The organism is Streptomyces radiopugnans (assembly GCF_900110735.1).
Classification (GTDB): domain Bacteria; phylum Actinomycetota; class Actinomycetes; order Streptomycetales; family Streptomycetaceae; genus Streptomyces; species Streptomyces radiopugnans.
Genome location: NZ_FOET01000014.1, coordinates 95,238 through 115,970 on the forward strand (window position 1 = coordinate 95,238; position 20,733 = coordinate 115,970).

Sequence of the window (20,733 nt, forward strand, 5' to 3'; positions counted from 1 at the left end):
GGCGCCGGCGCCCGGATGCGCCCGGCCTGGGAGGAGCCCCCCAGCGGAGCCGGCACCGCCGCCAAGGGCGCGGTACTGGCCGTGGCCTGCCTGGCGATCCTCTTCCCGCTGTGGATCGTGGTCGTCACCAGCCTGTCGTCGGCCGAGACCATCCACCGGGCCGGCGGCCTGGTGGTGGTGCCCGACGGCATCACCTTCGAGGCCTACCGCGAACTGCTCTCCGGCGGCCAGGTCACCCGGGCCACCGTCATCAGCGTCTGCGTCACCGTCGTCGGCACGCTGTTCAGCATGGCCGTCTCGGTGCTGTGCGCCTACGGCCTGTCCCGTCCGGGTTCCTTCGGCCACCGGCCGATGCTGATGACGCTGCTGGCCACGATGTTCTTCGGCGCCGGGCTGATCCCCACCTACCTGTTGGTGCAGTCCCTCGGCCTGATCGACACCTACGCCTCGCTGATCCTGCCCAGCGCCGTGAGCGTGTTCAACATCCTGGTGCTGCGGGCGTTCTTCATGAACACCGCACCGGAACTGATCGACAGCGCCCGCATCGACGGCGCCGGGGAGTTCCGCATCCTGTGGCAGATCGTGATGCCGCTGTCGAAACCGGTGCTGGCGGTCATCTCGCTGTTCTACGCGGTCGGTTACTGGAGCGCCTGGTTCAACGCCTCCATCTACCTCAACGACCAGACCAAGATGCCGCTCCAGGTGGTGCTCAACCAGATCGTCCTCAAGGGCGAGCGCCCCACGGGCATGTCCCAGATCATCAACACCGGCCAGATCCACACCCTCTCGGTGCAGATGGCCGTCATGGTGCTGGCCCTGGTGCCGGTCGCCGTGCTCTCGCCCTTCGTCCAGAAGCACTTCAAGAAGGGCATGCTCATCGGCGCCGTCAAGGGCTGACCGCGGACCACCACCTCCACCCCCGGACCGATCCGACCATCACCACCGCGCACGGGCGGCCGCGGCGCCCGCTACGGAAGGCCCTCTGTGACCCCTTCACCCAGGCCCACCCTCGCCGACGTCACTCGCGGCCGGATCCTCTACGGCGGCGACTACAACCCCGAGCAGTGGCCGGAGTCCGTCTGGCCCGAGGACATGGCGCTGATGCGGGAGGCGGGCGTCAACCTCGCCACCGTCGGCGTCTTCTCCTGGGCCCGCCTCGAACCCCGCCCGGGCGAGCGCGACTTCGGCTGGCTCGACCGCGTCCTGGACCTGCTCCACGCAGGCGGGATCGGCGCCTGCCTGGCCACCCCCACCGCCTCGCCGCCCCCCTGGATGGGCGCCCGCCACCCAGAGACCCTGCCGCGCGACGAGACGGGCGCGGTCATCTGGTACGGCTCGCGCAACCACTTCTGCGCCTCCTCGCCCGTCTACCGCGACCACGCCCTGAGCATCACCACCGACCTCGCCGACCGCTACGGCGACCACCCCGCCCTGCGGCTGTGGCACGTGAACAACGAGTACGGCACCGCCTGCCGGTGCGATGTCACCGCGGCCCACTTCCGCCGCTGGCTGCGCGACCGCTACGGAAGCCTGGACGCACTCAACGACGCCTGGGGAACGGCCTTCTGGAGCCAGCGCTACGGCGACTGGGAGGAGATCATCCCGCCGCGCCGCGCCCAGTACATGGTCAACCCCACCCAGGAGCTGGACTTCCGCCGCTTCACCAGCGACGCCCTGCTGGAGTGCTTCACCGCCGAACGCGACGCCCTGGTGGAGCGCACCCCGCACATCCCCGTCACCACCAACTTCATGCCCCTGTTCGTCGGCCAGGACGGCTGGACGTGGGCGGAGCGCGAGGACGTCGTCTCCGTCGACATCTACCCAGACCCCGCCGACCCGGAGGGAGACGACGGCGCGGCATGGGGAGCGCTGGTGCAGGACCTCACCCGCTCCCAGGCGCGCGGGCCCTGGCTGCTGATGGAGCAGGCCGCGGGCCCGGTCAACTGGCGCGGCGTCAACCACCCCAGGCCCGAGGGCCTGACACGGCTGTGGTCACTGCAGGCCGTGGCACGCGGCGCGGACGGGATCTGCTTCTTCCAGTGGCGCCAGTCCAGGCAGGGCAGCGAGAAGTTCCACTCCGGGATGCTGCCCCACGCCGGACCGCGCAGCCGCACCTTCCGCCAGGTGCGCGAACTGGGCGCGGACCTGGGGCGCCTGGGCCGGATCATCGGCGAGTCCGTGACCGCGCGGGCTGCCGTACTGCATGACTGGAACGCCTGGTGGGCGACCCTCTCCGCCGGCCGCCCCTCCGGCCTCCTCACCTACGAGCGGCCGCTGCGCGCCTGGCACCGCGCCCTGTGGGAGTCCCATCTGACCTGCGACCTCGCCCACCCCGAGAGCGATCTGGACGGCTACGCCCTGGTGGTGGTGCCGCATCTGTACCTGCTCACCGACGCGGCCCTGGACAATCTCGCCGCCCATGTGCGCGGCGGCGGCACCCTGGTGTGCGGCTTCTTCACCGGCGTCGCCGACACCGACGACCGGGTGCGCGAGGGCGGCGTGGACGCCCGGCTGCGGGCGGTGCTGGGCATCGGCACCGTGCACGAGTGGTGGCCGCTGGAGGAGGGCGGGACCCAGCCGCTCGCCTCCACCGGGGACGTCGTCGGTCAGGGCGCCACCGGCACCCTGTGGCGCGAGGACTTCGAGACGGACGGCGCCGAGACCGTAGCCGTCTACCGGGGCGGCGAGCTCGACGGCCGTCCCGCGATCACCCGCCACAGCCACGGCGAGGGCACCGCCTGGTACCTGTCCACCCTCCCCGACCCCGCCGCACTGCGCGCCCTGCTGTCCCGCGCGGCCGGCGAGGCGGGAGTGCGGCCTCCGCTTCCCGGACTGCCCGCGGGCGTGGAGGCCGTACGCCGCGGCGCCTGGCTGTTCCTCCTCAACCACCGGCGCGAGCCGACCACCGTCCCCCTGCCCGTCCCGGCGACCGACGAGCTCACCGGGCGGCGGCACGAGCACGGAATCACGCTCGGCCGCCACGGCGCCGCCGTCCTGCGCGAGGACCCGCCCGCGCCGGGGAGCGGCGCCTGAACACCGTCCCCACGACACACCCGTCCCCCCACGACACGCCAGGAAGGCCCCCACCATGAGCGATCTCATGCCCTCCCGCCGCCGCGGGCGCCGCACCGCCCTTACCGCCCGCACCGCCCGGATCGGAACCGCCGTCGCGGCGGCGCTGGCCGTCGCCGCGTCCCTGACCGCGGCCTCCACCGCCTCGGCGGCCCCCTCGCCCCGGGCGCCGGGCAAGGCCTCTGCGAAGGCCTCCGCGGGCACCTGCGACGCCTTCGGGACGATCCCGATGGGCAAGTACTACGTCAACAACAACCTCTGGGGCCAGGACTCCGGCCAGGGATGGCAGTGCGCCTGGGACACCCACCGCAGCGGCGACACCATCGGCTGGGGCACCGAGTGGCAGTGGTCCGGGGTGTCGCACGAGGTGAAGTCCTTCACCAGCGCCGTCCTGGGCTGGCACTGGGGCTGGCAGTCGGACGCCACCGAGTTGCCGGTGAGGCTCTCCGACAACCGGTCCGTGCGCACCTCGTGGCGGTACGCCGTCAGCCCCGACCCCGGCACCATGAACGTCGCCTACGACCTGTGGCTGCACGACAGGGTCGCCGAGGACTGGGAGGACCAGCCCACCGACGAGGTCATGATCTGGACCTACCGCTCCGGCGGCGCGGGGCCCCTGGGCCAGAAGACCGGCACCGTGAACATCGGTGGCGCCACCTGGGACCTCTACCAGGGCGACATCGGCTGGAAGGTCCACTCCTTCGTGCGGACCTCCAACACCACCTCCGTCGGCCTGGACCTCAACGACTTCCTCAGGGCCCTCCAGCAGCGCGGCTCGGTGAGCCCCGCCAAGTACCTCTCCAGCGTCCAGGCGGGCACCGAGGTGTTCACCGGCGCCGGGCGCCTGGACACCTCGGCCTACTCCGTCGACGTCGGCTGACGGCCCCCGCACCTCTCCCGGAAGACGGACGGCGCCGGCGGATCGCGTCCGCCGGCGCCGTCCGCGCGGCACCTGCCGCCCGCCGCCTCAGTCCTCCCGCACCGGAAGCCGCGCGCCGTCCCGCAGGAACAGCGGGATCCGCTCCAGCGGCGCGGGCACGGTGACCGGCCCGCCGCCGGGGTACCTCTCGCCCGTCCAGGCGTCCGTCCACTCCGCCCCGGCCGGCAGGTGCACGGTGCGCTCCCGGGCGCCGGCCTCCAGCACGGGCGCCACCAGCAGGTCGGGCCCGAACAGATAGGCGTCGTCCACCTCCCAGGCGGCCGGGTCGCCGGGGAACTCCAGGAACAGCGGGCGCATCGGCGGCAGCCCCTCGGTGTGGGCGGCACGCATCTGCTCCAGCACGTACGGCCTGAGCCGTTCGCGCAGCCGCAGGTACGCCTCCAGGATCTCCCCGGCCTCCCGGCCGTAGGACCACACCTCGTTGGGACCGCCGGTCATGTCCGGGCCCAGCGGCATGCCGGGATCGCGGAAGCCGTGCAGCCGCATCAGCGGGGAGAGCGCGCCGAACTGGAACCAGCGCACCATCACCTCGCGGTAGGCCGGGTCGTCCGGATCGCCGCCGTGGAAGCCGCCGATGTCGGTGTTCCACCACGGGATGCCCGACAGCGCGGTGTTGAGGCCGGCCGCGATCTGGCGGCGCAGGGTGGCGAAGTCGGTGCCGATGTCCCCGGACCACAGGGCGGCGCCGTAGCGCTGGGAGCCCGCCCAGGCCGACCGGTTCAGCGAGATGATCCCGGTCTCGCCCTCGGCGGCCAGGCCGTCGTGGACGGTGCGGGCGTTCTCGCGCGGGTAGAGGTTGGACACCTCCAGCCCGGGGCCGGCGTGGTAGCGCAGATTGGCCGCGAAGCCCGGCTTGAGCTCCGGCTCCCCGGCGTCCAGCCAGAACGCCGTGATGCCGTACGACAGGTAGTTCTCCCGGATGCGGGACCACACGAAGTCGCGGGCGTCGGGGTTGGTGGCGTCGTAGAAGGCGACCTGGACGGGCTCGGCCACCCCCTTGTCCGGCCAGTCGGCGTGCGCCATCGGCCCGTACTCGGTGCCGATGAACAGGCCCTGCTGCTCCATCGGCCGGTGGTTCTCGCTCAGCGGCGAGACCGACGGCCACACCGAGACCACCAGCTTCACGCCCAGCTCGTCCAGCTCCTTGACCATGGCGGCCGGGTCGGGCCACTCGGCCGGGTCGAACCGCCACTCGCCCAGATGCGTCCAGTGGAAGAAGTCGCAGACGATCGCCGACAGCGGCAGCCCGCGCCGCTTGTACTCCCGCGCCACCGACAGCAGTTCGTCCTGGGTGCGGTAGCGCAGCTTGCACTGCCAGAAACCGGCCGCCCACTCCGGCAGCATCGGGGTGCGGCCGGTGGCGGCCGAGTAGCGGCGCTGGGCGTCGGCCGGGTCGCCGGCGGTGATCCAGTAGTCGATCTGGCGGGCGGAGTCGGCGACCCAGCGGGTGCCGTTGTGCGCCAGCTCCACCCGTCCGACGGCCGGGTTGTTCCACAGCAGGGTGTAGCCGCGCGAGGAGGTCAGCACGGGGATGGAGACCTCGGCGTTGCGCTGGACGAGGTCGACCACCGCGCCCTTCTGGTCCAGCAGCCCGTGCTGGTGCTGGCCCAGCCCGTACAGCCGCTCGCCCCCGTAGGCGGCGAAGCGCTGCTCCAGGCGGTGGTAGCCGTTGCCGGTGGCGGTGTGCAGCCGGGAGCCGGGCCACCAGAAGTGGGCGCGGTCCTCGGACAGCAGCTCGGCGCCGTCGCCGGTGCGCACGAAGCGGAGCATGCCGTCGGCGCTCACCACGGCGGTGATCGCCCCGCAGGTCACCCGGGCGTGGTCGTCCTCGATCCGGATGTCCGGCTCGGACCCGGCGGGCGGCGGATCGGCCAGGAGCGCGCCGGGCAGTCCGTCCAGGACCGGGCCGCCCAGCCGGGCGCGGACCCGTACGGCGTCCGGACCCCAGGGCTCGACGCGTACGGTCTCCTGCCGCCCGCGCCACTCCAGCACGCCGTCGCGCGTGCGGAAGGTGCCGCGGGTGGGGGAGGACTGGGCCAGGGAGGAGGGGGGAGGGGAGAAGGCGGGTGTGGACACGGGGCTCCTGAGGGGCTCGTCGGTGTGCGGACCGGTCGGGCGGGAAGAGCGGGGAGCGGCGGGAGAAGCGGGGGAGCGGTGAGTGGTGAGCGGCGGGAGCGCGGGGATCAGCGGGCGGCGGGGGCCGGACCGGAGCTGGCCCGCACCGTCAGCCGCGGGGGCAGGAGTTCGAGGCGGTCCCCGCGCTCGCCGCGCACCCTGGCCATCACCAGCTCCACCGCGCGGCGCCCCATCTCGTGGGCGGGTATGGCCACCGAGGTCAGGCGCACGGACGCCTGGACGGCCACCTGGTCGGGGCAGATGGCGACCACCGAGACGTCCTCGGGCACGGCCCGGCCCTGCTGGCGCAGCAGGCTCAGCAGCGGGTCGATGGCGGCCTCGTTCTGCACGACGAAGCCGGTGGTGCCGGGGCGTTCGTCGAGGATGCGGGCGAGCGTCCCGGCCATCGCCGCGTAGCTGCCCTCGCACGGCCGGTGCAGCAGCCGCACCCCCAGTTCGGCGGCGCGGGCGCGCAGCCCGTCGCGGGTGCGCTCGGCGAAGCCGGTGTGCCGCTCGTAGACGGCGGCCGCCTCGCCGACCACCGCGATGTCGCGGTGGCCCAGCTCGGCCAGGTGTTCCACGCACAGCGCGCCGGTGGCGGTGAAGTCCAGGTCGACGCAGGTCAGTCCGGACGGGTCGGCGGGGATGCCGATGAGCACGGCGGGGCGCCCGGTGTCGCGCAGCAGCGGCAGGCGGGCGTCGTCCAGCTCGACGTCCATCAGGATCATCGCGTCGGCCAGTCCGCTGCCCACCACCCGCCGTACCGCCTCCGGTCCCTCCTCGCCGGTCAGCAGCAGCACGTCGTGGTCGTGGGCGCGGGCGGTGGTGGCGACGGCCAGGGCGATCTCCATCATCACCGGCACGTACATGTCGGTGCGCAGCGGCATCATCAGGGCGATGATGTTGGACCTGCTGCTGGCCAGCGCCCGCGCACCGGCGTTGGGGTGGTATCCCAGCTCGCGGATGCTCTGCTCGACGCGTTCGCGGGTGGCGGCGGAGATGGAACGCTTTCCGCTGAGGACGTAGCTCACGGTGCTGGCGGAGACTCCGGCGTGCCGGGCGACCTCGGCGAGGGTGACCATGGGCTCTCCAGGGCGGTGCGGGAAGCGGCTGAGGTGAAGCGCTTCGACAGGGAATCTGCGGACCGACCCTAAACCCGACCTGACCGCCTGTCCAGATACTCTGCGAAGGGTTGTCGAAGCGCTTCAACAAGTGGTCGCATACGGGTGCACCGCACCCCGGAAGCGGTACGTACCGTGCACAACGGGTACACGCATCGCGCAGTACCCGGCAGTAGTGCTCGATGGCGCCCCGGCAGTGCGAGGTGAACCGCGATGACAGTCTCCGAACGCGAAGCGCGACAGGTGGCCGAGGCCGCGAGGGAACAGGGCTGGCGCAAGCCGAGCTTCGCCAGGGAGCTGTTCCTCGGCCGCTTCCGCCTCGACCTGATCCACCCCCACCCCCGGCCCGCGGACGCCGACGCCCGGCGCGGCGAGGAGTTCCTCGCCAGGCTCCGGGCCTTCTGCGAGGCGGAGATCGACGGCCCGCGCATCGACCGCGAGGGCATGATCCCCGACGAGGTGGTCAAGGGACTCAAGGAACTCGGCGCGCTCGGCATGAAGATCGACCCCGAGTACGGCGGCCTGGGCCTGAGCCAGCTCCACTACAACCGCGCCCTGGCCCTGGCCGGATCGGCCAGCCCCGCCGTCGGCGCGCTGCTGTCGGCGCACCAGTCGATCGGTGTGCCCCAGCCGCTGAAGATGTTCGGCACCGAGGAGCAGAAGAAGGCGTTCCTGCCGCGCTGCGCCCGCGGCGACATCTCGGCCTTCCTGCTCACCGAACCGGACGTCGGCTCCGACCCGGCCCGCCTGGCCACCACCGCCGTACCCGACGGCGACTCCTACGTCCTGGACGGCGTGAAGCTGTGGACCACCAACGGCGTCGTCGCCGACCTGCTGGTGGTCATGGCCCGCGTACCGGCCTCGGAGGGCCACCGGGGCGGCATCACCGCCTTCGTCGTCGAGGCCGACTCCGAGGGCATCACCGTGGAGAACCGCAACGCCTTCATGGGCCTGCGCGGCATCGAGAACGGCGTCACCCGCTTCCACCGCGTCCGCGTCCCGGCCGCCAACCGGATCGGCCCCGAGGGCGCCGGGCTGAAGATCGCGCTGACCACCCTCAACACCGGCCGCCTCTCCCTGCCCGCGATGTGCGCGGGGGCGGGCAAGTGGTGCCTGAAGATCGCCCGCGAGTGGTCCGCGGCCCGCGAGCAGTGGGGCAAGCCGATCGCGTACCACGAGGCCGTCGGAAGCAAGATCTCCTTCATCGCCGCGACCACCTTCGCCCTGGAGGCCGTCCTCGACCTCGCCTCCCAGATGGCCGACGACGACCGCAACGACATCCGCATCGAGGCCGCCCTAGCCAAGCTCTACGGCTCGGAGATGGCGTACGAGATGGCCGACGAACTGGTCCAGATCCGCGGAGGGCGCGGCTTCGAGACCGCCGACTCCCTGGCCGCCCGCGGTGAACGCGGTGTGCCGGCCGAGCAGATGCTGCGCGACCTGCGCATCAACCGCATCTTCGAGGGCTCCACCGAGATCATGCACCTGCTCATCGCCCGCGAGGCCGTCGACGCCCACCTGTCGGTCGCGGGCGACCTGGTCGACCCCGACAAGAGCCTCACCGACAAGGGCCGCGCGGCCGTCCGCGCCGGCGGCTTCTACGCCCGCTGGCTGCCCAAACTGGTCACCGGGCACGGGCAACTACCCACTTCCTATCGGGAGTTCCACCCCGGCGGCCACCCCGACCTGGCCGTCCACCTGCGCTACGTCGAACGCACCTCCCGCCGCCTGGCCCGCGCCACCTTTCTGGGCATGTCCCGCTGGCAGGCGAAACTGGAGGGCAAACAGGGCTTCCTGGGGCGGATCGTGGACATCGGCGCCGAACTGTTCGCCATGAGCGCGGCCTGCGTGCGGGCGGAGATGCTGCGCGCCCGGGGCGAGAACGGCCGCGCCGCCTACCAGCTCGCCGACGCCTTCTGCCGCCAGGCCCGCATCCGCACCGAGGAACTCTTCGACCGGCTGTGGGACAACACCGACGACATCGACCGCAAGGTCGTGCGCGGCGTGCTGGGCGGCGCGTACACCTGGCTGGAGGAGGGCGTCGTCGACCCTTCCACCCCCGGCCCCTGGATCGCCCCGGCCAACCCCGGCCCCTCCACCCGCACGGACGTCCACCGCCCCATCCCCTGACCGCGCCGCCCCCGGTTCGCCCGGCCCGCCATCGGCAGGCGGCTACCCCGGCACGGTGAGACCCGCGGCACGGGCCAGGACGCGGGCCGTTGTGCGGCCGGCCTCCAGGGCGTCCGCGCCGCGGGCCGGGACGCACCGCTCCCGCGCGGGGTCGTACTCGGTCATCACCGCGCCCGCGTGGTCGGTGCCGGTCTCGGTGAGGGTGACCGGCCACCCCCACCGGCGGAGGACGGGCACGAAGTCCCGCGAGTGACGGATGTCCGCGATGCCGTCGGCGGTGCCGTGCACCAGATGGACCGGGACCGGGGCCGCGGACGTCGCGGCCAACGCGTCACGCAGGTCGCGCAGCCCCATCTCCGGGCGCTCCCACAGGTACCTGCCCGCGATCCCGGCGACCGCCGCGGGCCGCCACCCGTCCACCAGCTCGGGCCGGACCGCGACGCTCACCGCGGCGTACGCGCCCAGCGACCAGCCGGCCAGCACGATCCGGCCGGCGTCGCCCCCCGGTTCACCGGCCCGCTCCCGGACGAAACGCACCGACGCCCGCAGATGCCCCCAGCCGCCGTCGGGTGCGTCCGGGCGCCAGTCGGGCACCACGACCGTCAGACCCAGCGCGGCGGCCTGACGGGCGACCGGCGCGAGCACATCCCGTTCGTCCGGCCCCCTGCCGTGCCAGAGGAGGACGATGGGCGCGGCCGCCGGGGCGCTGACGGGCCGGTGGATGTCCAGTAACCGGCCGCCGGGTTCGTAGACGACGCCTTGTTCGGTGCTGACAGTGGTCTCGTTCACGTCCGGTCGAACGGTTCGGGCTGGGTGAAGGTGCCGGGCGGGACGGCCCGTTCCTTCCGGTCCGGGGGCGACCGGCCGCGAGCGGCGCGACAGGGCTCCCGGCCGAGGCCGGGAGCCCTGTCAGCGGTGTCGGCCGCCGGACTCGCCGAGATCAGAAGGAGGAGACGTCCAGCAGCTTCTCCTTGCTCCCGTCGGGGTCCCCGGCGGGCCAGGTGTAGTCGGTGGTGCCCGCCGACTGCAGGGCGGACTTCACCGTGCCCGGGGAGGCGCCGGGGTGGCCGGCGAGGTACAGGGCCGCTCCACCGGCGACGTGCGGCGCGGCCATGGAGGTGCCGGAGATCGTGTTGTAGCCGCCCCTCATCCAGGTGGACTCGATGCAGACGCCCGGGGCCATGATGTCGACGTCGGCACCGTGGTTGGAGAAGTCCGCGATGGTGTCGTCGACGTCGGTGCGGCAGGTGGGCGCGCCCTCGCCGCCGGGCCTGCCGTCGAAGTCGGCCAGCGCGCTGACGGTGATGACCTCGTCGTAGGCGGCCGGCACGTGGTTGGCGGAGTCGTCCGCCTCGTTGCCGGCGGCCACCGTGTAGGTGACGCCCGCGGCGACCGATCTGCAGATCGCCTCGTGCAGGGCGTCCTTGTTGCTCCCACAGGCGCTGTCGGTGCCGGAGCCGCCGAGGCTCATGTTGGCGACCTCGATCTTGTCGGCGTTGGCGGTCACGTAGTCGACGCCGCAGATCACGTCAGACCAGGAGCCGCTGCCGGAGTTGCCCAGCACGCGGACCGGCCAGATTCGCGCGCCGGGCGCCACCCCGACGACGCCGTCGCCGTTGTCGAGCGCGCCGATCGTGCCCGCCACGTGGGTGCCGTGGCCGTTGCCGTCGTCGGCGCTGTTGCCCTTGGAGCAGTTCATGGCCCCGGCGGTGTTGACGTTGAGGTCGGGGTGGTCGAGGTCGACGCCGGAGTCGATCACCGCGACGTCGACGTCCACGCGCTCGTCCGCACCGTCGATGCCCGCTGTGGAGCTGAGTTCGGCGTTCGCCCGGTCGATGCCGGTCGGGGTGCTCTGGGCGGTGGTGGTGGCCACGCCGTCGGCCTGGACCAGCAGGACGCGGGAGTCGCGGGCGATGCGCTCCGCGGCGGTGGAACTCATACGGGCCGAGTAGCCGCGGATGGCGCTGCGGTAGACGTGGCCGACGGAGGCGCCGTGGGCGCGGGAGTGCTCGGCCGCCACCGACGGGGAGTCGGCGGTGGCGCGGAGCATGACGATGTAGCTCCCGGCGGAGGAGCCGGCGTCCGCCGGAGCGGCGCCGGCCGGAAGCGTGGCGGCGACCAGGCCGCCGGTGACGAGGGCTGCGACGGGGAAGACGGCTCGAAGCCGCTTCGCAAAGGCTCTCATGTCGTTGGAATCTGCCTTTCCTTGTCCGGATCACGGGCAATGAAGGCAAGGCGACACCCACGCCGCCCGGAGTTGCCGGACGGCGCCTTGGCAGCGGGTGGTCAGGACGCGCCCAGGCGTGCTCGCTTCGCCCCACACCCGCTGGTGATGTGTTCATGACCAGCGGGTCGCGAATATGGAACACCGGACTCCGGAAGGAGACAAGGGGGCCGACAGAGGTGGACCGAAGCCGTGGGTCGTCTCCGGGCGCCTGCCGGTGAGGCGGAAGCCGGTGAGCGGGCACCGCGGCGGTTGCGCTCGCCGCTCCTGCCGCCGTCCGGATCGCCGGATCCTCCCGACCCGTATCCCGCGCCACGGCTGATCCGCTCCGGTACCTCCGCGCCCCCGCACCACCGTCGCCGCCGGCAGGGCGTCCGGGGCCCGACGGCAGCGGCCGGCCGGCCCGCCGCGAACGCGAGCGGTCCGGGACGGCGGACCCACATCGAATCGTGCGGTGCCCGGGAGGAGCTTTCGGCTCTGTGCCCGCTCACACGCGGCTGAACGGCTCGGCGTAGGCGAAGGTGCCGCGCAGGGCGGGGTCTTCGGGGTCGTACGCGGCCAGGGTGCGGACCTGGAAGTACTCGCCCCAGGCCGGGTCGGGCGGGGCGATGCCGTACTCGGCGGAGGTGCGGAAGCCGAAGCGGCGGTAGTAGGCGGGCTCGCCGAGCAGGGCCACCAGCGGTTCGCCGAGGGCGTCGGCCGCGCCGAGCGCGGTGTGCATCAGCGCCGAGCCGGTGCCGCGCCCCTGGTGGCCGGGGTGGACGCTGATGGGGCCGAGCCCCAGCGCGGGCGCGGTGCCGATGTGCCCCCGGGTGCACACCACATGCCCGACGACCTCGCCGCCGGGGCCCTCGGCCACCAGCGACAGGGCGGGCAACCACGCCTCGCAGCCGCGCAGTTCGTCCAGCAGGGTGACCTCCACCGGTACGGGCGTCTGCGACCGGGCGGCGAAGGCCGCACCGGTCACGGCGCGTACGGCGGAAACGTCGGCGGGGCTCTCGCGTCGAATCAGCACCGGGGCAGTCTGTGCCGCCGCCCGGGGCACGGGCAACGGGATTACGCCCCACCGGTGGGCGGCCGGCCCTCCGTGCGCATCCGCTCCGGGAAGGCCGTCCACGGCGCGGCGGGCGGCGCGGTGACGCGCCACGCGCTCGCGGTGGCCGAGGCCGCCCCGACGGCGCCCACCGTGCTGTACGCCTCCGGCGCAGCCCGGCTGCTCGCCTCCGGGAGAGCGGCAACAGACCTGAGGGAGAAGCGACTTGACGGCAACTATTCTCTCAGGGAATAGTCGCCGTCATGTCCACCGCAGCCCATGTACTGCTCGCCCTGCTGGCCGCCGGGCCGCAGCACGGCTACGACCTGAAGAAGGCGCACGACCAGCGCTTCCCCAAGACCAGACCGATCGCCTTCGGCCAGGTCTACGGCACGCTCGGCAGGCTGGAGCGCGACGGCCTGGTGGAGAAGCGCGGGCAGAGCCGCGAAGGGGGGCCGGACCGCACCGAGTTCGCCCTCACCGACGCCGGACGCGAGAAGCTGCGCGCCTGGCTGGAGGAGATCGAGACCCCGGCCCCGTACGTCACCAGCACACTGCTGGCCAAGGTCGTCGTCGCCCTGCTGGTCAACGGCGTCGAACAGGCCCGCGGCTACCTCGCCGAGCAGCGCCGGGCGCACACCGCGCGGCTGCGCGAGCTGACAGCCGTCAAGACCGACCCCGAGTCCTCGCTCGGCGACGTGATCGCCGCGGACTTCGCCATCGCCCATCTCGACGCCGACCTGCGCTGGTTGCACACCACGCTGGACCGCGTCGCCGACCTGCACCGGGAGGTGCACCCATGACGCTCCTGCAAGCACGCGGGATCGTGAAGTCCTACGGGCCGACGCCCGCGCTCCGCGGCGTCACCGTGGAGCTGGCCGAGGGCGAGATCCTCGCCGTCACCGGACCCAGCGGCTGCGGCAAGTCCACACTGCTGCACTGCCTGTCCGGAATCCTGCGCCCCGACGCGGGCGAGGTGCTGTACGGGGGTCAGCGCCTCGGCACCCGCTCGGAGGCCGACCGCTCCCGGTTGCGGCGCACCGACTTCGGAGTGCTGTTCCAGTTCGGGCAGCTCGTCGCCGAACTGACGGCGGCCGAGAACGTCGCCCTGCCGCTGCTGCTGGCCGGCAAGGGGCGGCGCGAAGCCCGTACCGCCGCGCTGAACTGGCTGGAGCGGCTGGAGGTGGCCGACGTGGCCGACTCCCGGCCCGGCGAGATGTCCGGCGGCCAGCAGCAGCGGTGCGCCGCGGCGCGGGCGCTGGTCACCGAACCGAAGGTGCTCTTCGCCGACGAACCCACCGGCGCGCTGGACGCGCTGGCCGGGGAACGGCTGCTGGGACACCTGACGAGGGTCGCCCAGGAGCAGCGCACCAGCGTCGTGCTCGTCACCCACGAGGCGTCCGTGGCCGCCTACGCCGACCGCGAGATCACCCTGCGGGACGGCGCGTCGGACCCGACCGGACTCGGTGCCTACGTGCCGGCGGGCGGCCGCCCGTGAAACCCACCGCACTGCTCAGACTGGCCCTGGCCGGAACGCGTACCGACACCCTGCGGGTGGTGCTCACCGCCGTCAGCGCCGCCCTCGCCGCACTGGCGGTGCTCGCCGCGCTGACGGTGCTGGCCATCCCCGTTCCCGCCGGCTTCGGTCCGCGTGACGGCAGTGACGCCTGGGCCGACCAGTACACCAGCGCACTCCTCAAAGAACCCGGACTGCGCCCCGGTGTGGCCGCCGGCCTGCTGTTGCTCACCATCCCCGTGCTGGCCCTGGCGGGCCAGTGCGCCCGGCTCGGTGCGCCCTCCCGCGACCGGCGGCTCGCCGCGATCCGGCTGGCCGGCGGCACTCCGCGCCAGGCGATGACCGTCGCCGCCGCCGAGACGGGGGTGGCGAGCCTGCTGGGCACCTGCGCCGGACTCGTGGTCTGTCTGGTCGGACGCGAGGTAATGCACCGGCCGGACGCCGAGGGCAGGATTCCGCTGCCCACCGACGTACTGCCCTCCGTACCCGCACTGGCCGCCGCCGTGCTCGGGCTGCCGCTGCTGGCGGCGCTCGCGGCCGCGGTGATGCTGCGCCGGGTGATCGTGACTCCGCTCGGAGTGACCCGGCAGGCGCGGTCGAAGCGTTCGCCGAGACCGTGGCCCGCCGTCCTGATCGTGCTCGGTGTGGGGGCCTCCCTCGCCCTCGAAGCGATCCGGAAGAACTACGAGGACTCCGGTGACCCGGCCTTCGTCTCTCCACTGCCGCTCCTGCTGCTCTTCGGGGGCGGACTCATGGCCGCCCTCGGCGTGGTGCTCGGCACCGGCTGGATCTCCCACGCCACCGGTCGGGTGCTGCACCGCTTCGCCCGCCGTCCGGCCCCGCTGCTGGCCGCCCGCCGGCTGCTCGCCGACCCCTGGCACGGCAGCCGCACCCTCGCCGCCCTGCTGGTGGCCGTGGTCTTCGGCGCGGGAGCGCTGGCCGTACGCGCCTTCTTCGCCACCATGCTGGAGGCGCGGCAGGAGGTGCAGCGCTTCTACGACGAGGCGGCCGGGCAGGAGACGACGGGCGGATACGGCTCGGACACCTTCTACCTCGACGCCATGGACGTGGTGGACACCGCAGTCGTCGTGGGGCTGGTGATCGCGGCGGCCGGTCTGCTGGTCACCGTCGCCGAGGCCGTCGTCGCCCGCCGCCGCTCCCACGCGGCCCTGGCCGCCGCGGGCGTGCCCCGCTCGGTGATGGGCCGGGCCCTGGTGTGGCAGACGTTCGCGCCCCTGGTCCCGGCCGTGGCGCTGGCGATGACCGTGGGCACCCTGATGGGCCGGGGATACTTCGGCGCGGAGGTGCGGGAGGGCGGCGGCCAGGCGCAGACCTGCGACGCGGCCCCGGCCCTGTGCGAGGAGAACTTCGAGAAGTACAGCCACCTGATCGAGGTCCCCGACGTGGTGCGCGCCGTCCCCGTGCCCCTGGACGACCTCGCCCTCCACGGGCTGGGCGTACTGGTCCTCGTCGCGGCCGCCACCGGCCTCGGGCTGCTCTTCCTGCGCCCGGGCACCTCGGTGGAGGAACTGCGCACCGGCTGACGGCCGGACGACGGCCTGACGACGGCCTGACGGCGGCGGGGCGTCGGCGGGGGCGTCGGCCGGGTGGCGCGGTGCGGCGCGGCGCGACGTGGTGTCCGGGCCGTCTCGCGGACCGGACACAATAGGGGGATGACCGACAGTCCCGCCCCTCTCGCAGACCCGCATCTGCGCCATCCGGCCGACGCCCCCGCCGAGGGCGGCCCGCGTGACATCGTGATCCTGGGCTCCACCGGATCGATCGGCACCCAGGCCGTCGACGTGGTACTGGCCAACCCCGACCGCTTCCGGGTGACCGCGCTGTCCGCCGCGGGCGGCCGGGTGGAGCTGCTGGCGGAGCAGGCCCACCGGCTGAAGGTCCGCACCGTCGCGGTCTCCGACGCGAGCAGGGCCGGCGAGCTGCGCGAGGCGCTGCGCGCCCGCTACGGCTCCGCCGAGCCGCTGCCCGAGGTGCTGGCCGGACCGGACGCGGCCACCGAACTGGCCGCGTCCGAGTGCCACACCGTCCTCAACGGCATCACCGGCTCCATCGGGCTGCGCCCCACCCTGGCCGCCCTGGAGGCGGGACGCACCCTGGCCCTGGCCAACAAGGAGTCCCTCATCGTCGGCGGCCCGCTGGTGAAGGCGCTGGCCGAGCCCGGCCAGATCATCCCCGTCGACTCCGAGCACTCCGCGCTGTTCCAGGCGCTGATGAGCGGCACCCGCGCCGAGGTGCGCAAGCTGCTGGTGACCGCCTCCGGCGGCCCCTTCCGGGGGCGCACCCGCGAGGAGCTGGAGGACGTCACCCCCGACGACGCCCTGGCCCACCCCACCTGGGCGATGGGCCCGGTCATCACCGTCAACTCCGCGACCCTGGTCAACAAGGGCCTGGAGGTCATCGAGGCGCACCTGCTGTACGACATCCCCTTCGACCGCATCGAGGTCGTCGTCCACCCGCAGTCCTACATCCACTCGATGGTGGAGTTCTGGGACGGCTCCACCATCGCCCAGTGCGGTCCGCCCGACATGCGGCTGCCCATCGCCCTCGGCATCGGCTGGCCGCACCGGGTGCCCGGCACCGGCCCCGTGTTCGACTGGTCCAAGGCGATGAGCTGGGAGTTCTTCCCGCTGGACGAGAAGGCCTTCCCGTCCGTGGCGCTGGCCTGCCACGTCGGCGCGCTGGGCGGGACCGCGCCGGCGGTGTTCAACGCCGCCAACGAGGAGTGCGTCGAGGCGTTCCTGTCCGGCAGGCTGCCGTTCAACGGCATAGTGGATACCGTCGCCGCGGTGGTCGAGGAGCACGGCACCCCCCGGGGAGCCGGCCTGACCCTGGACGAGGTGCTCGACGCCGAGACCTGGGCGCGCGCCCGCGCCCGCGAACTGGCGGCACGTATGACGGAACGGACAGCGGAGGCACGCGCATGACGACGGTGATGACCATCCTCGGCATAGTCGTCTTCGTGATCGGCCTGCTGTTCTCCATCGCCTGGCACGAACTGGGCCACCTGTCCACGGCCAAGATGTTCGGCGTCCGCGTGCCGCAGTACATGGTCGGCTTCGGCCCCACCCTGTGGTCGCGGAAGAAGGGCGAGACCGAGTACGGCATCAAGGCGATCCCGCTCGGCGGCTACATCCGCATGATCGGCATGTTCCCGCCCGGTGACGACGGCGCCGTCCGGCAGCGCTCCACCTCCCCCTTCCGGGGGATGATCGAGGACGCCCGCGCGGCGGCCTACGAGGAGCTCCAGCCGGGCGACGAGAAGCGGATGTTCTACACGCGCAAGCCCTGGAAGCGCGTGATCGTGATGTTCGCCGGCCCGTTCATGAACCTGGTGCTGGCCGTGGCGATCTTCCTCGGCACGCTGATGACCTTCGGCATCAACACCACGACCACCACCGTCTCCTCCGTCTCCGAGTGCGTGGTCAGGGTCTCCGAGCGCACCGACACCTGCCCCGAGGGCGCCCCCGACTCCCCGGCCAAGGCGGCCGGCCTGAAGCCCGGCGACACCATCGTGGCCTTCAACGGGGTGGAGGTCACCGAGTGGGGCGACCTCCAGCAGCGCATCCGCGACACCATCGGGCCGGCCACCATCACCGTCGAGCGCGACGGCGAGCGCGAGGTCCTCCAGGCGAACCTGGTGAAGAACCAGGTCGCCAAGTCCGACGGGCGCGGCGGCTACGTCGAGGGCGAGTACGTCACCACCGGCTTCCTCGGCTTCTCCCCGGCCACCGGCGTGGTCGAGCAGTCCTTCCCGCAGGCCGTCGACCGCATGGGCGACATGATGATCGCCGGAGCCGAGGCGCTGACCCGCCTGCCGGAGAAGATCCCCGGCCTGTGGAACGCGGCCTTCGCCGGCGCCGAGCGCGAGCAGGACTCCCCGATGGGCGTGGTCGGCGCGGCCCGCGTCAGCGGGGAGATCTTCGCCCTGGAGATCCCGGCGGAGCAGCGGGTGGCGATCACCCTCCTCACCCTCGCCCTCTTCAACCTCTCGCTGTTCCTGTTCAACATGCTGCCGCTGCTGCCGCTGGACGGCGGCCACATCGCGGGGGCCCTGTGGGAGTCGCTGCGCCGGGGCCTGGCCAGGGTGCTGCGCCGCCCCGACCCCGGCCCGTTCGACGTGGCGAAGATGATGCCGGTGGCGTACGTGGTGGCGGGCGTCTTCGTCTGCTTCACGCTGCTGGTGCTCATCGCGGACGTGGTCAACCCCGTACGCCTGACCGGCTGACGCCGTACGCGGCGCGGGGCGGCGCGAGCCCGCCGCCCCGCGCCGCGTACGGCGGACCACGGTGTGCCCCGGGCCCCGGGCGTACCGTAATCTCGGAGGCCGGAGCCCGCCGCCGAACGGGGCACTGGACCACAGCTTGGGGTTGCACACCACAATGACAGCCATTTCGCTCGGAATGCCGTCCGTACCGACCAAACTGGCCGACAGACGGGTCAGCCGGAAGATCCAGGTCGGCTCGGTGGCCGTCGGAGGCGACGCCCCGGTCTCCGTGCAGTCGATGACCACCACCGTCACCGCCGACATCGGCGCCACGCTCCAGCAGATCGCCGAGCTGACCGCCTCCGGCTGCGAGATCGTCCGCGTGGCCTGCCCGTCCCAGGACGACGCCGAGGCGCTGCCGGTCATCGCGAAGAAGTCCCAGATCCCGGTGATCGCGGACATCCACTTCCAGCCCAAGTACGTCTTCGCCGCCATCGACGCCGGGTGCGCGGCCGTGCGCGTCAACCCGGGCAACATCCGGCAGTTCGACGACAAGGTCAAGGAGATCGCCAAGGCGGCCTCCGACGCCGGCGTCCCCATCCGCATCGGCGTCAACGCCGGCTCCCTGGACAAGCGGCTGCTGGCCAAGTACGGCAAGGCCACCCCCGAGGCGCTGGTGGAGTCCGCGCTGTGGGAGTGCTCGCTGTTCGAGGAGCACGGCTTCCGCGACATCAAGATCTCGGTCAAGCACAACGACCCGGTCGTGATGGTCAACGCCTACCGGCTGCTGGCCGAGAAGTGCGACTACCCCCTCCACCTGGGCGTCACCGAGGCCGGACCGGCCTTCCAGGGCACCATCAAGTCGGCCGTCGCCTTCGGCGCCCTGCTGAGCGAGGGCATCGGCGACACCATCCGCGTCTCGCTGTCGGCCCCGCCGGTGGAGGAGATCAAGGTCGGCATCCAGATCCTGGAGTCCCTCGGCCTGCGCCAGCGCCGGCTGGAGATCGTCTCCTGCCCCTCCTGCGGCCGGGCCCAGGTGGACGTCTACAAGCTCGCCGACGAGGTGACCGCCGGCCTCGAGGGCATGGAGGTGCCGCTGCGGGTGGCCGTCATGGGCTGCGTCGTCAACGGGCCCGGCGAGGCCCGCGAGGCCGACCTCGGGGTGGCCTCCGGCAACGGCAAGGGCCAGATCTTCGTCAAGGGCGAGGTCATCAAGACCGTCCCCGAGTCCAAGATCGTCGAGACCCTCATCGACGAGGCCATGAAGATCGCCGAGCAGATGGAGAAGGACGGGGTGCTCTCCGGGCCGCCGGAGGTCTCCGTCAGCTGACCGGCCCGCGCCCGACCGGCCGCGGCGGCCCAGGGGTAAAGTCGGAAGACCGCTCCCCGCCACCACGGCCGTACGGTGAGGCATCCCACGTGCTGACGACCACCACCACCCGTGTCGTCGAGCCCCACGAGCTCGACGACGCCCTCGCGGTACTCGACCGCGAGCCGGTCAACAACGCCTTCGTCGCCGCCCGTGTCCGGGTCTCCGGCCTGGACCCGTGGCGGCTGGGCGGGGAGATGTGGGGCTGGTACCACCGCGGGCGGCTGGAGTCCCTGTGCTACGCGGGCGCCAACCTCGTCCCCGTCTGCGCGGGGCCGGAGGCGGTGCGCGCCTTCGCCGAGCGGGCGCGCCGCCAGGGGCGGCGCTGCTCGTCCGTCGTCGGCCCGGCCGGGCCCACCGCAGCCCTGTGGGCCCGGCTGGAGCCGCACTGGGGTCCGGCCCGGGAGGTCCGCCGCCACCAGCCGCTGATGGTCGCCGACCGCATGCCCGCGGGCATACGGCCCGACCCGTATGTGCGGCGCGTCCGCAAGGACGAGATGGACGTGCTGATGCCCGCCTGTGTGGCGATGTTCACCGAGGAGGTCGGCGTCTCGCCGCTGGCCGGGGACGGCGGGCTGATCTACCAGGCCCGGGTCGCCGAACTGGTCGGCGCCGGCCGGTCGTTCGCCCGCATCGAGGACGGCCGGGTGGTCTTCAAGGCCGAGATCGGCGCCGTCACGTCGCAGGCGTGCCAGATCCAGGGCGTGTGGGTCGCCCCCGACCGCCGCGGCCGGGGCCTGTCCGTCGCAGGCATGGCGGCGGTGCTGCGCTACGCGCTGACCGAGGTCTCCCCGGTCGTCAGCCTCTACGTCAACGACTACAACACCGCGGCCCGCGCCGCCTACCGCCGGGTCGGCTTCCGCGAGGTCGGCGCGTTCATGAGCGTGCTGTTCTGAGACGTGCCGTTCCGAGCGGTCCCGGACGGCTCCCGCCCGCGGCACCGGACGATCCCGAACACCCCGGCGCCCGCGCGGGTGTTCGCCGGATC

General features: G+C 73.0%; 17 protein-coding genes. 12 read left to right on the forward strand and 5 right to left on the reverse strand.

Annotation, left to right across the window (positions count from 1 at the left end; translation table 11 throughout):
* The first annotated feature begins 15 nt into the window (after positions 1 to 15).
* From BMY40_RS21720 to BMY40_RS21730, 3 genes are all read left to right on the forward strand, one after another.
* Positions 16 to 897, forward strand: a complete 882-nt coding sequence (locus tag BMY40_RS21720; protein WP_093662319.1) for a carbohydrate ABC transporter permease — start codon at positions 16 to 18, stop codon at positions 895 to 897.
* Between the two features lie 87 nt (positions 898 to 984).
* Entirely contained in the window at positions 985 to 3,033 is a 2,049-nt protein-coding gene (locus tag BMY40_RS21725) for a beta-galactosidase (RefSeq protein WP_245770235.1), read from the forward strand.
* Positions 3,034 to 3,088: 55 nt separating this feature from the next.
* Positions 3,089 to 3,952: a GH12 family glycosyl hydrolase domain-containing protein gene (locus BMY40_RS21730; protein WP_245770236.1), complete on the forward strand. Its 864-nt coding sequence runs from the start codon at positions 3,089 to 3,091 to the stop codon at positions 3,950 to 3,952.
* Positions 3,953 to 4,039: 87 nt separating this feature from the next.
* On the opposite strand, the gene BMY40_RS21735 is transcribed toward BMY40_RS21730, so the two are convergent.
* Entirely contained in the window at positions 4,040 to 6,088 is a 2,049-nt protein-coding gene (locus BMY40_RS21735) for a glycoside hydrolase family 31 protein (protein ID WP_093662199.1), read from the reverse strand.
* 107 nt (positions 6,089 to 6,195) lie between these two features.
* Positions 6,196 to 7,209, reverse strand: coding sequence for a LacI family DNA-binding transcriptional regulator (locus tag BMY40_RS21740; RefSeq protein WP_093662201.1), 1,014 nt, complete (start codon positions 7,207 to 7,209; stop codon positions 6,196 to 6,198).
* Between the two features lie 252 nt (positions 7,210 to 7,461).
* Between BMY40_RS21740 and BMY40_RS21745 the strand changes: the two genes are divergently transcribed.
* Positions 7,462 to 9,378 carry an acyl-CoA dehydrogenase family protein gene (locus tag BMY40_RS21745; protein ID WP_093662203.1) on the forward strand — a complete coding sequence of 639 codons (1,917 nt, stop codon included), beginning with the start codon at positions 7,462 to 7,464 and terminating at the stop codon, positions 9,376 to 9,378.
* A gap of 42 nt (positions 9,379 to 9,420) precedes the next feature.
* Here the strand turns inward: BMY40_RS21745 and BMY40_RS21750 are convergent, their stop codons facing one another.
* From BMY40_RS21750 to BMY40_RS21760, 3 genes are all read right to left on the reverse strand, one after another.
* Positions 9,421 to 10,167: an alpha/beta hydrolase gene (locus BMY40_RS21750; RefSeq protein ID WP_093662205.1), complete on the reverse strand. Its 747-nt coding sequence runs from the start codon at positions 10,165 to 10,167 to the stop codon at positions 9,421 to 9,423.
* A 151-nt stretch (positions 10,168 to 10,318) separates the two neighbouring features.
* Entirely contained in the window at positions 10,319 to 11,563 is a 1,245-nt protein-coding gene (locus BMY40_RS21755) for a S8 family peptidase (RefSeq protein ID WP_093662207.1), read from the reverse strand.
* Between the two features lie 526 nt (positions 11,564 to 12,089).
* Positions 12,090 to 12,617, reverse strand: coding sequence for a GNAT family N-acetyltransferase (locus tag BMY40_RS21760; protein ID WP_093662326.1), 528 nt, complete (start codon positions 12,615 to 12,617; stop codon positions 12,090 to 12,092).
* 54 nt (positions 12,618 to 12,671) lie between these two features.
* Here BMY40_RS21760 and BMY40_RS27780 point away from each other — a divergent pair, with 54 nt between their 5' ends.
* From BMY40_RS27780 to BMY40_RS21795, 8 genes are all read left to right on the forward strand, one after another.
* Complete coding sequence (locus BMY40_RS27780) at positions 12,672 to 12,890, forward strand: hypothetical protein (protein ID WP_143071801.1); 219 nt, start codon at positions 12,672 to 12,674, stop codon at positions 12,888 to 12,890.
* An 8-nt stretch (positions 12,891 to 12,898) separates the two neighbouring features.
* Positions 12,899 to 13,438, forward strand: a complete 540-nt coding sequence (locus BMY40_RS21765; RefSeq protein WP_093662209.1) for a PadR family transcriptional regulator — start codon at positions 12,899 to 12,901, stop codon at positions 13,436 to 13,438.
* On the forward strand, positions 13,435 to 14,133 hold the full coding sequence (locus BMY40_RS21770) for an ABC transporter ATP-binding protein (RefSeq protein ID WP_093662211.1): 699 nt from the start codon (positions 13,435 to 13,437) through the stop codon (positions 14,131 to 14,133). Before BMY40_RS21765 ends, BMY40_RS21770 begins: the two co-directional genes overlap by 4 nt.
* Positions 14,130 to 15,695, forward strand: a complete 1,566-nt coding sequence (locus BMY40_RS21775; RefSeq protein ID WP_093662213.1) for a hypothetical protein — start codon at positions 14,130 to 14,132, stop codon at positions 15,693 to 15,695. The genes BMY40_RS21770 and BMY40_RS21775 overlap by 4 nt, the downstream gene beginning before the upstream one ends.
* A 129-nt stretch (positions 15,696 to 15,824) precedes the next feature.
* Positions 15,825 to 17,096, forward strand: coding sequence for a 1-deoxy-D-xylulose-5-phosphate reductoisomerase (dxr, locus tag BMY40_RS21780; protein ID WP_093662215.1), 1,272 nt, complete (start codon positions 15,825 to 15,827; stop codon positions 17,094 to 17,096).
* Positions 17,093 to 18,397 carry a M50 family metallopeptidase gene (locus BMY40_RS21785; protein ID WP_093662217.1) on the forward strand — a complete coding sequence of 435 codons (1,305 nt, stop codon included), beginning with the start codon at positions 17,093 to 17,095 and terminating at the stop codon, positions 18,395 to 18,397. The genes dxr and BMY40_RS21785 overlap by 4 nt, the downstream gene beginning before the upstream one ends.
* A 154-nt stretch (positions 18,398 to 18,551) precedes the next feature.
* Positions 18,552 to 19,706 (forward strand): flavodoxin-dependent (E)-4-hydroxy-3-methylbut-2-enyl-diphosphate synthase, encoded by a 1,155-nt coding sequence (gene ispG, locus BMY40_RS21790; protein ID WP_093662219.1) that lies wholly within the window; start codon positions 18,552 to 18,554, stop codon positions 19,704 to 19,706.
* Positions 19,707 to 19,795: 89 nt separating this feature from the next.
* Positions 19,796 to 20,641, forward strand: coding sequence for a GNAT family N-acetyltransferase (locus tag BMY40_RS21795; protein WP_093662221.1), 846 nt, complete (start codon positions 19,796 to 19,798; stop codon positions 20,639 to 20,641).
* Positions 20,642 to 20,733 lie beyond the last annotated feature (92 nt).

What these genes read in the sequence shown, in the direction of transcription:
- BMY40_RS21785 (WP_093662217.1), top strand. Translation starts at nt 17,093, where the DNA reads ATGACGACGGTGATGACCATCCTCGGCATAGTCGTCTTCGTGATCGGC.
- ispG (WP_093662219.1), top strand. Translation starts at nt 18,552, where the DNA reads ATGACAGCCATTTCGCTCGGAATGCCGTCCGTACCGACCAAACTGGCC.
- BMY40_RS21765 (WP_093662209.1), top strand. Translation starts at nt 12,899, where the DNA reads ATGTCCACCGCAGCCCATGTACTGCTCGCCCTGCTGGCCGCCGGGCCG.
- BMY40_RS21745 (WP_093662203.1), top strand. Translation starts at nt 7,462, where the DNA reads ATGACAGTCTCCGAACGCGAAGCGCGACAGGTGGCCGAGGCCGCGAGG.
- dxr (WP_093662215.1), top strand. Translation starts at nt 15,825, where the DNA reads ATGACCGACAGTCCCGCCCCTCTCGCAGACCCGCATCTGCGCCATCCG.
- BMY40_RS21730 (WP_245770236.1), top strand. Translation starts at nt 3,089, where the DNA reads ATGAGCGATCTCATGCCCTCCCGCCGCCGCGGGCGCCGCACCGCCCTT.
- BMY40_RS21740 (WP_093662201.1), bottom strand. Translation starts at nt 7,209, where the DNA reads ATGGTCACCCTCGCCGAGGTCGCCCGGCACGCCGGAGTCTCCGCCAGC.
- BMY40_RS21720 (WP_093662319.1), top strand. Translation starts at nt 16, where the DNA reads ATGCGCCCGGCCTGGGAGGAGCCCCCCAGCGGAGCCGGCACCGCCGCC.
- BMY40_RS21755 (WP_093662207.1), bottom strand. Translation starts at nt 11,563, where the DNA reads ATGAGAGCCTTTGCGAAGCGGCTTCGAGCCGTCTTCCCCGTCGCAGCC.
- BMY40_RS21770 (WP_093662211.1), top strand. Translation starts at nt 13,435, where the DNA reads ATGACGCTCCTGCAAGCACGCGGGATCGTGAAGTCCTACGGGCCGACG.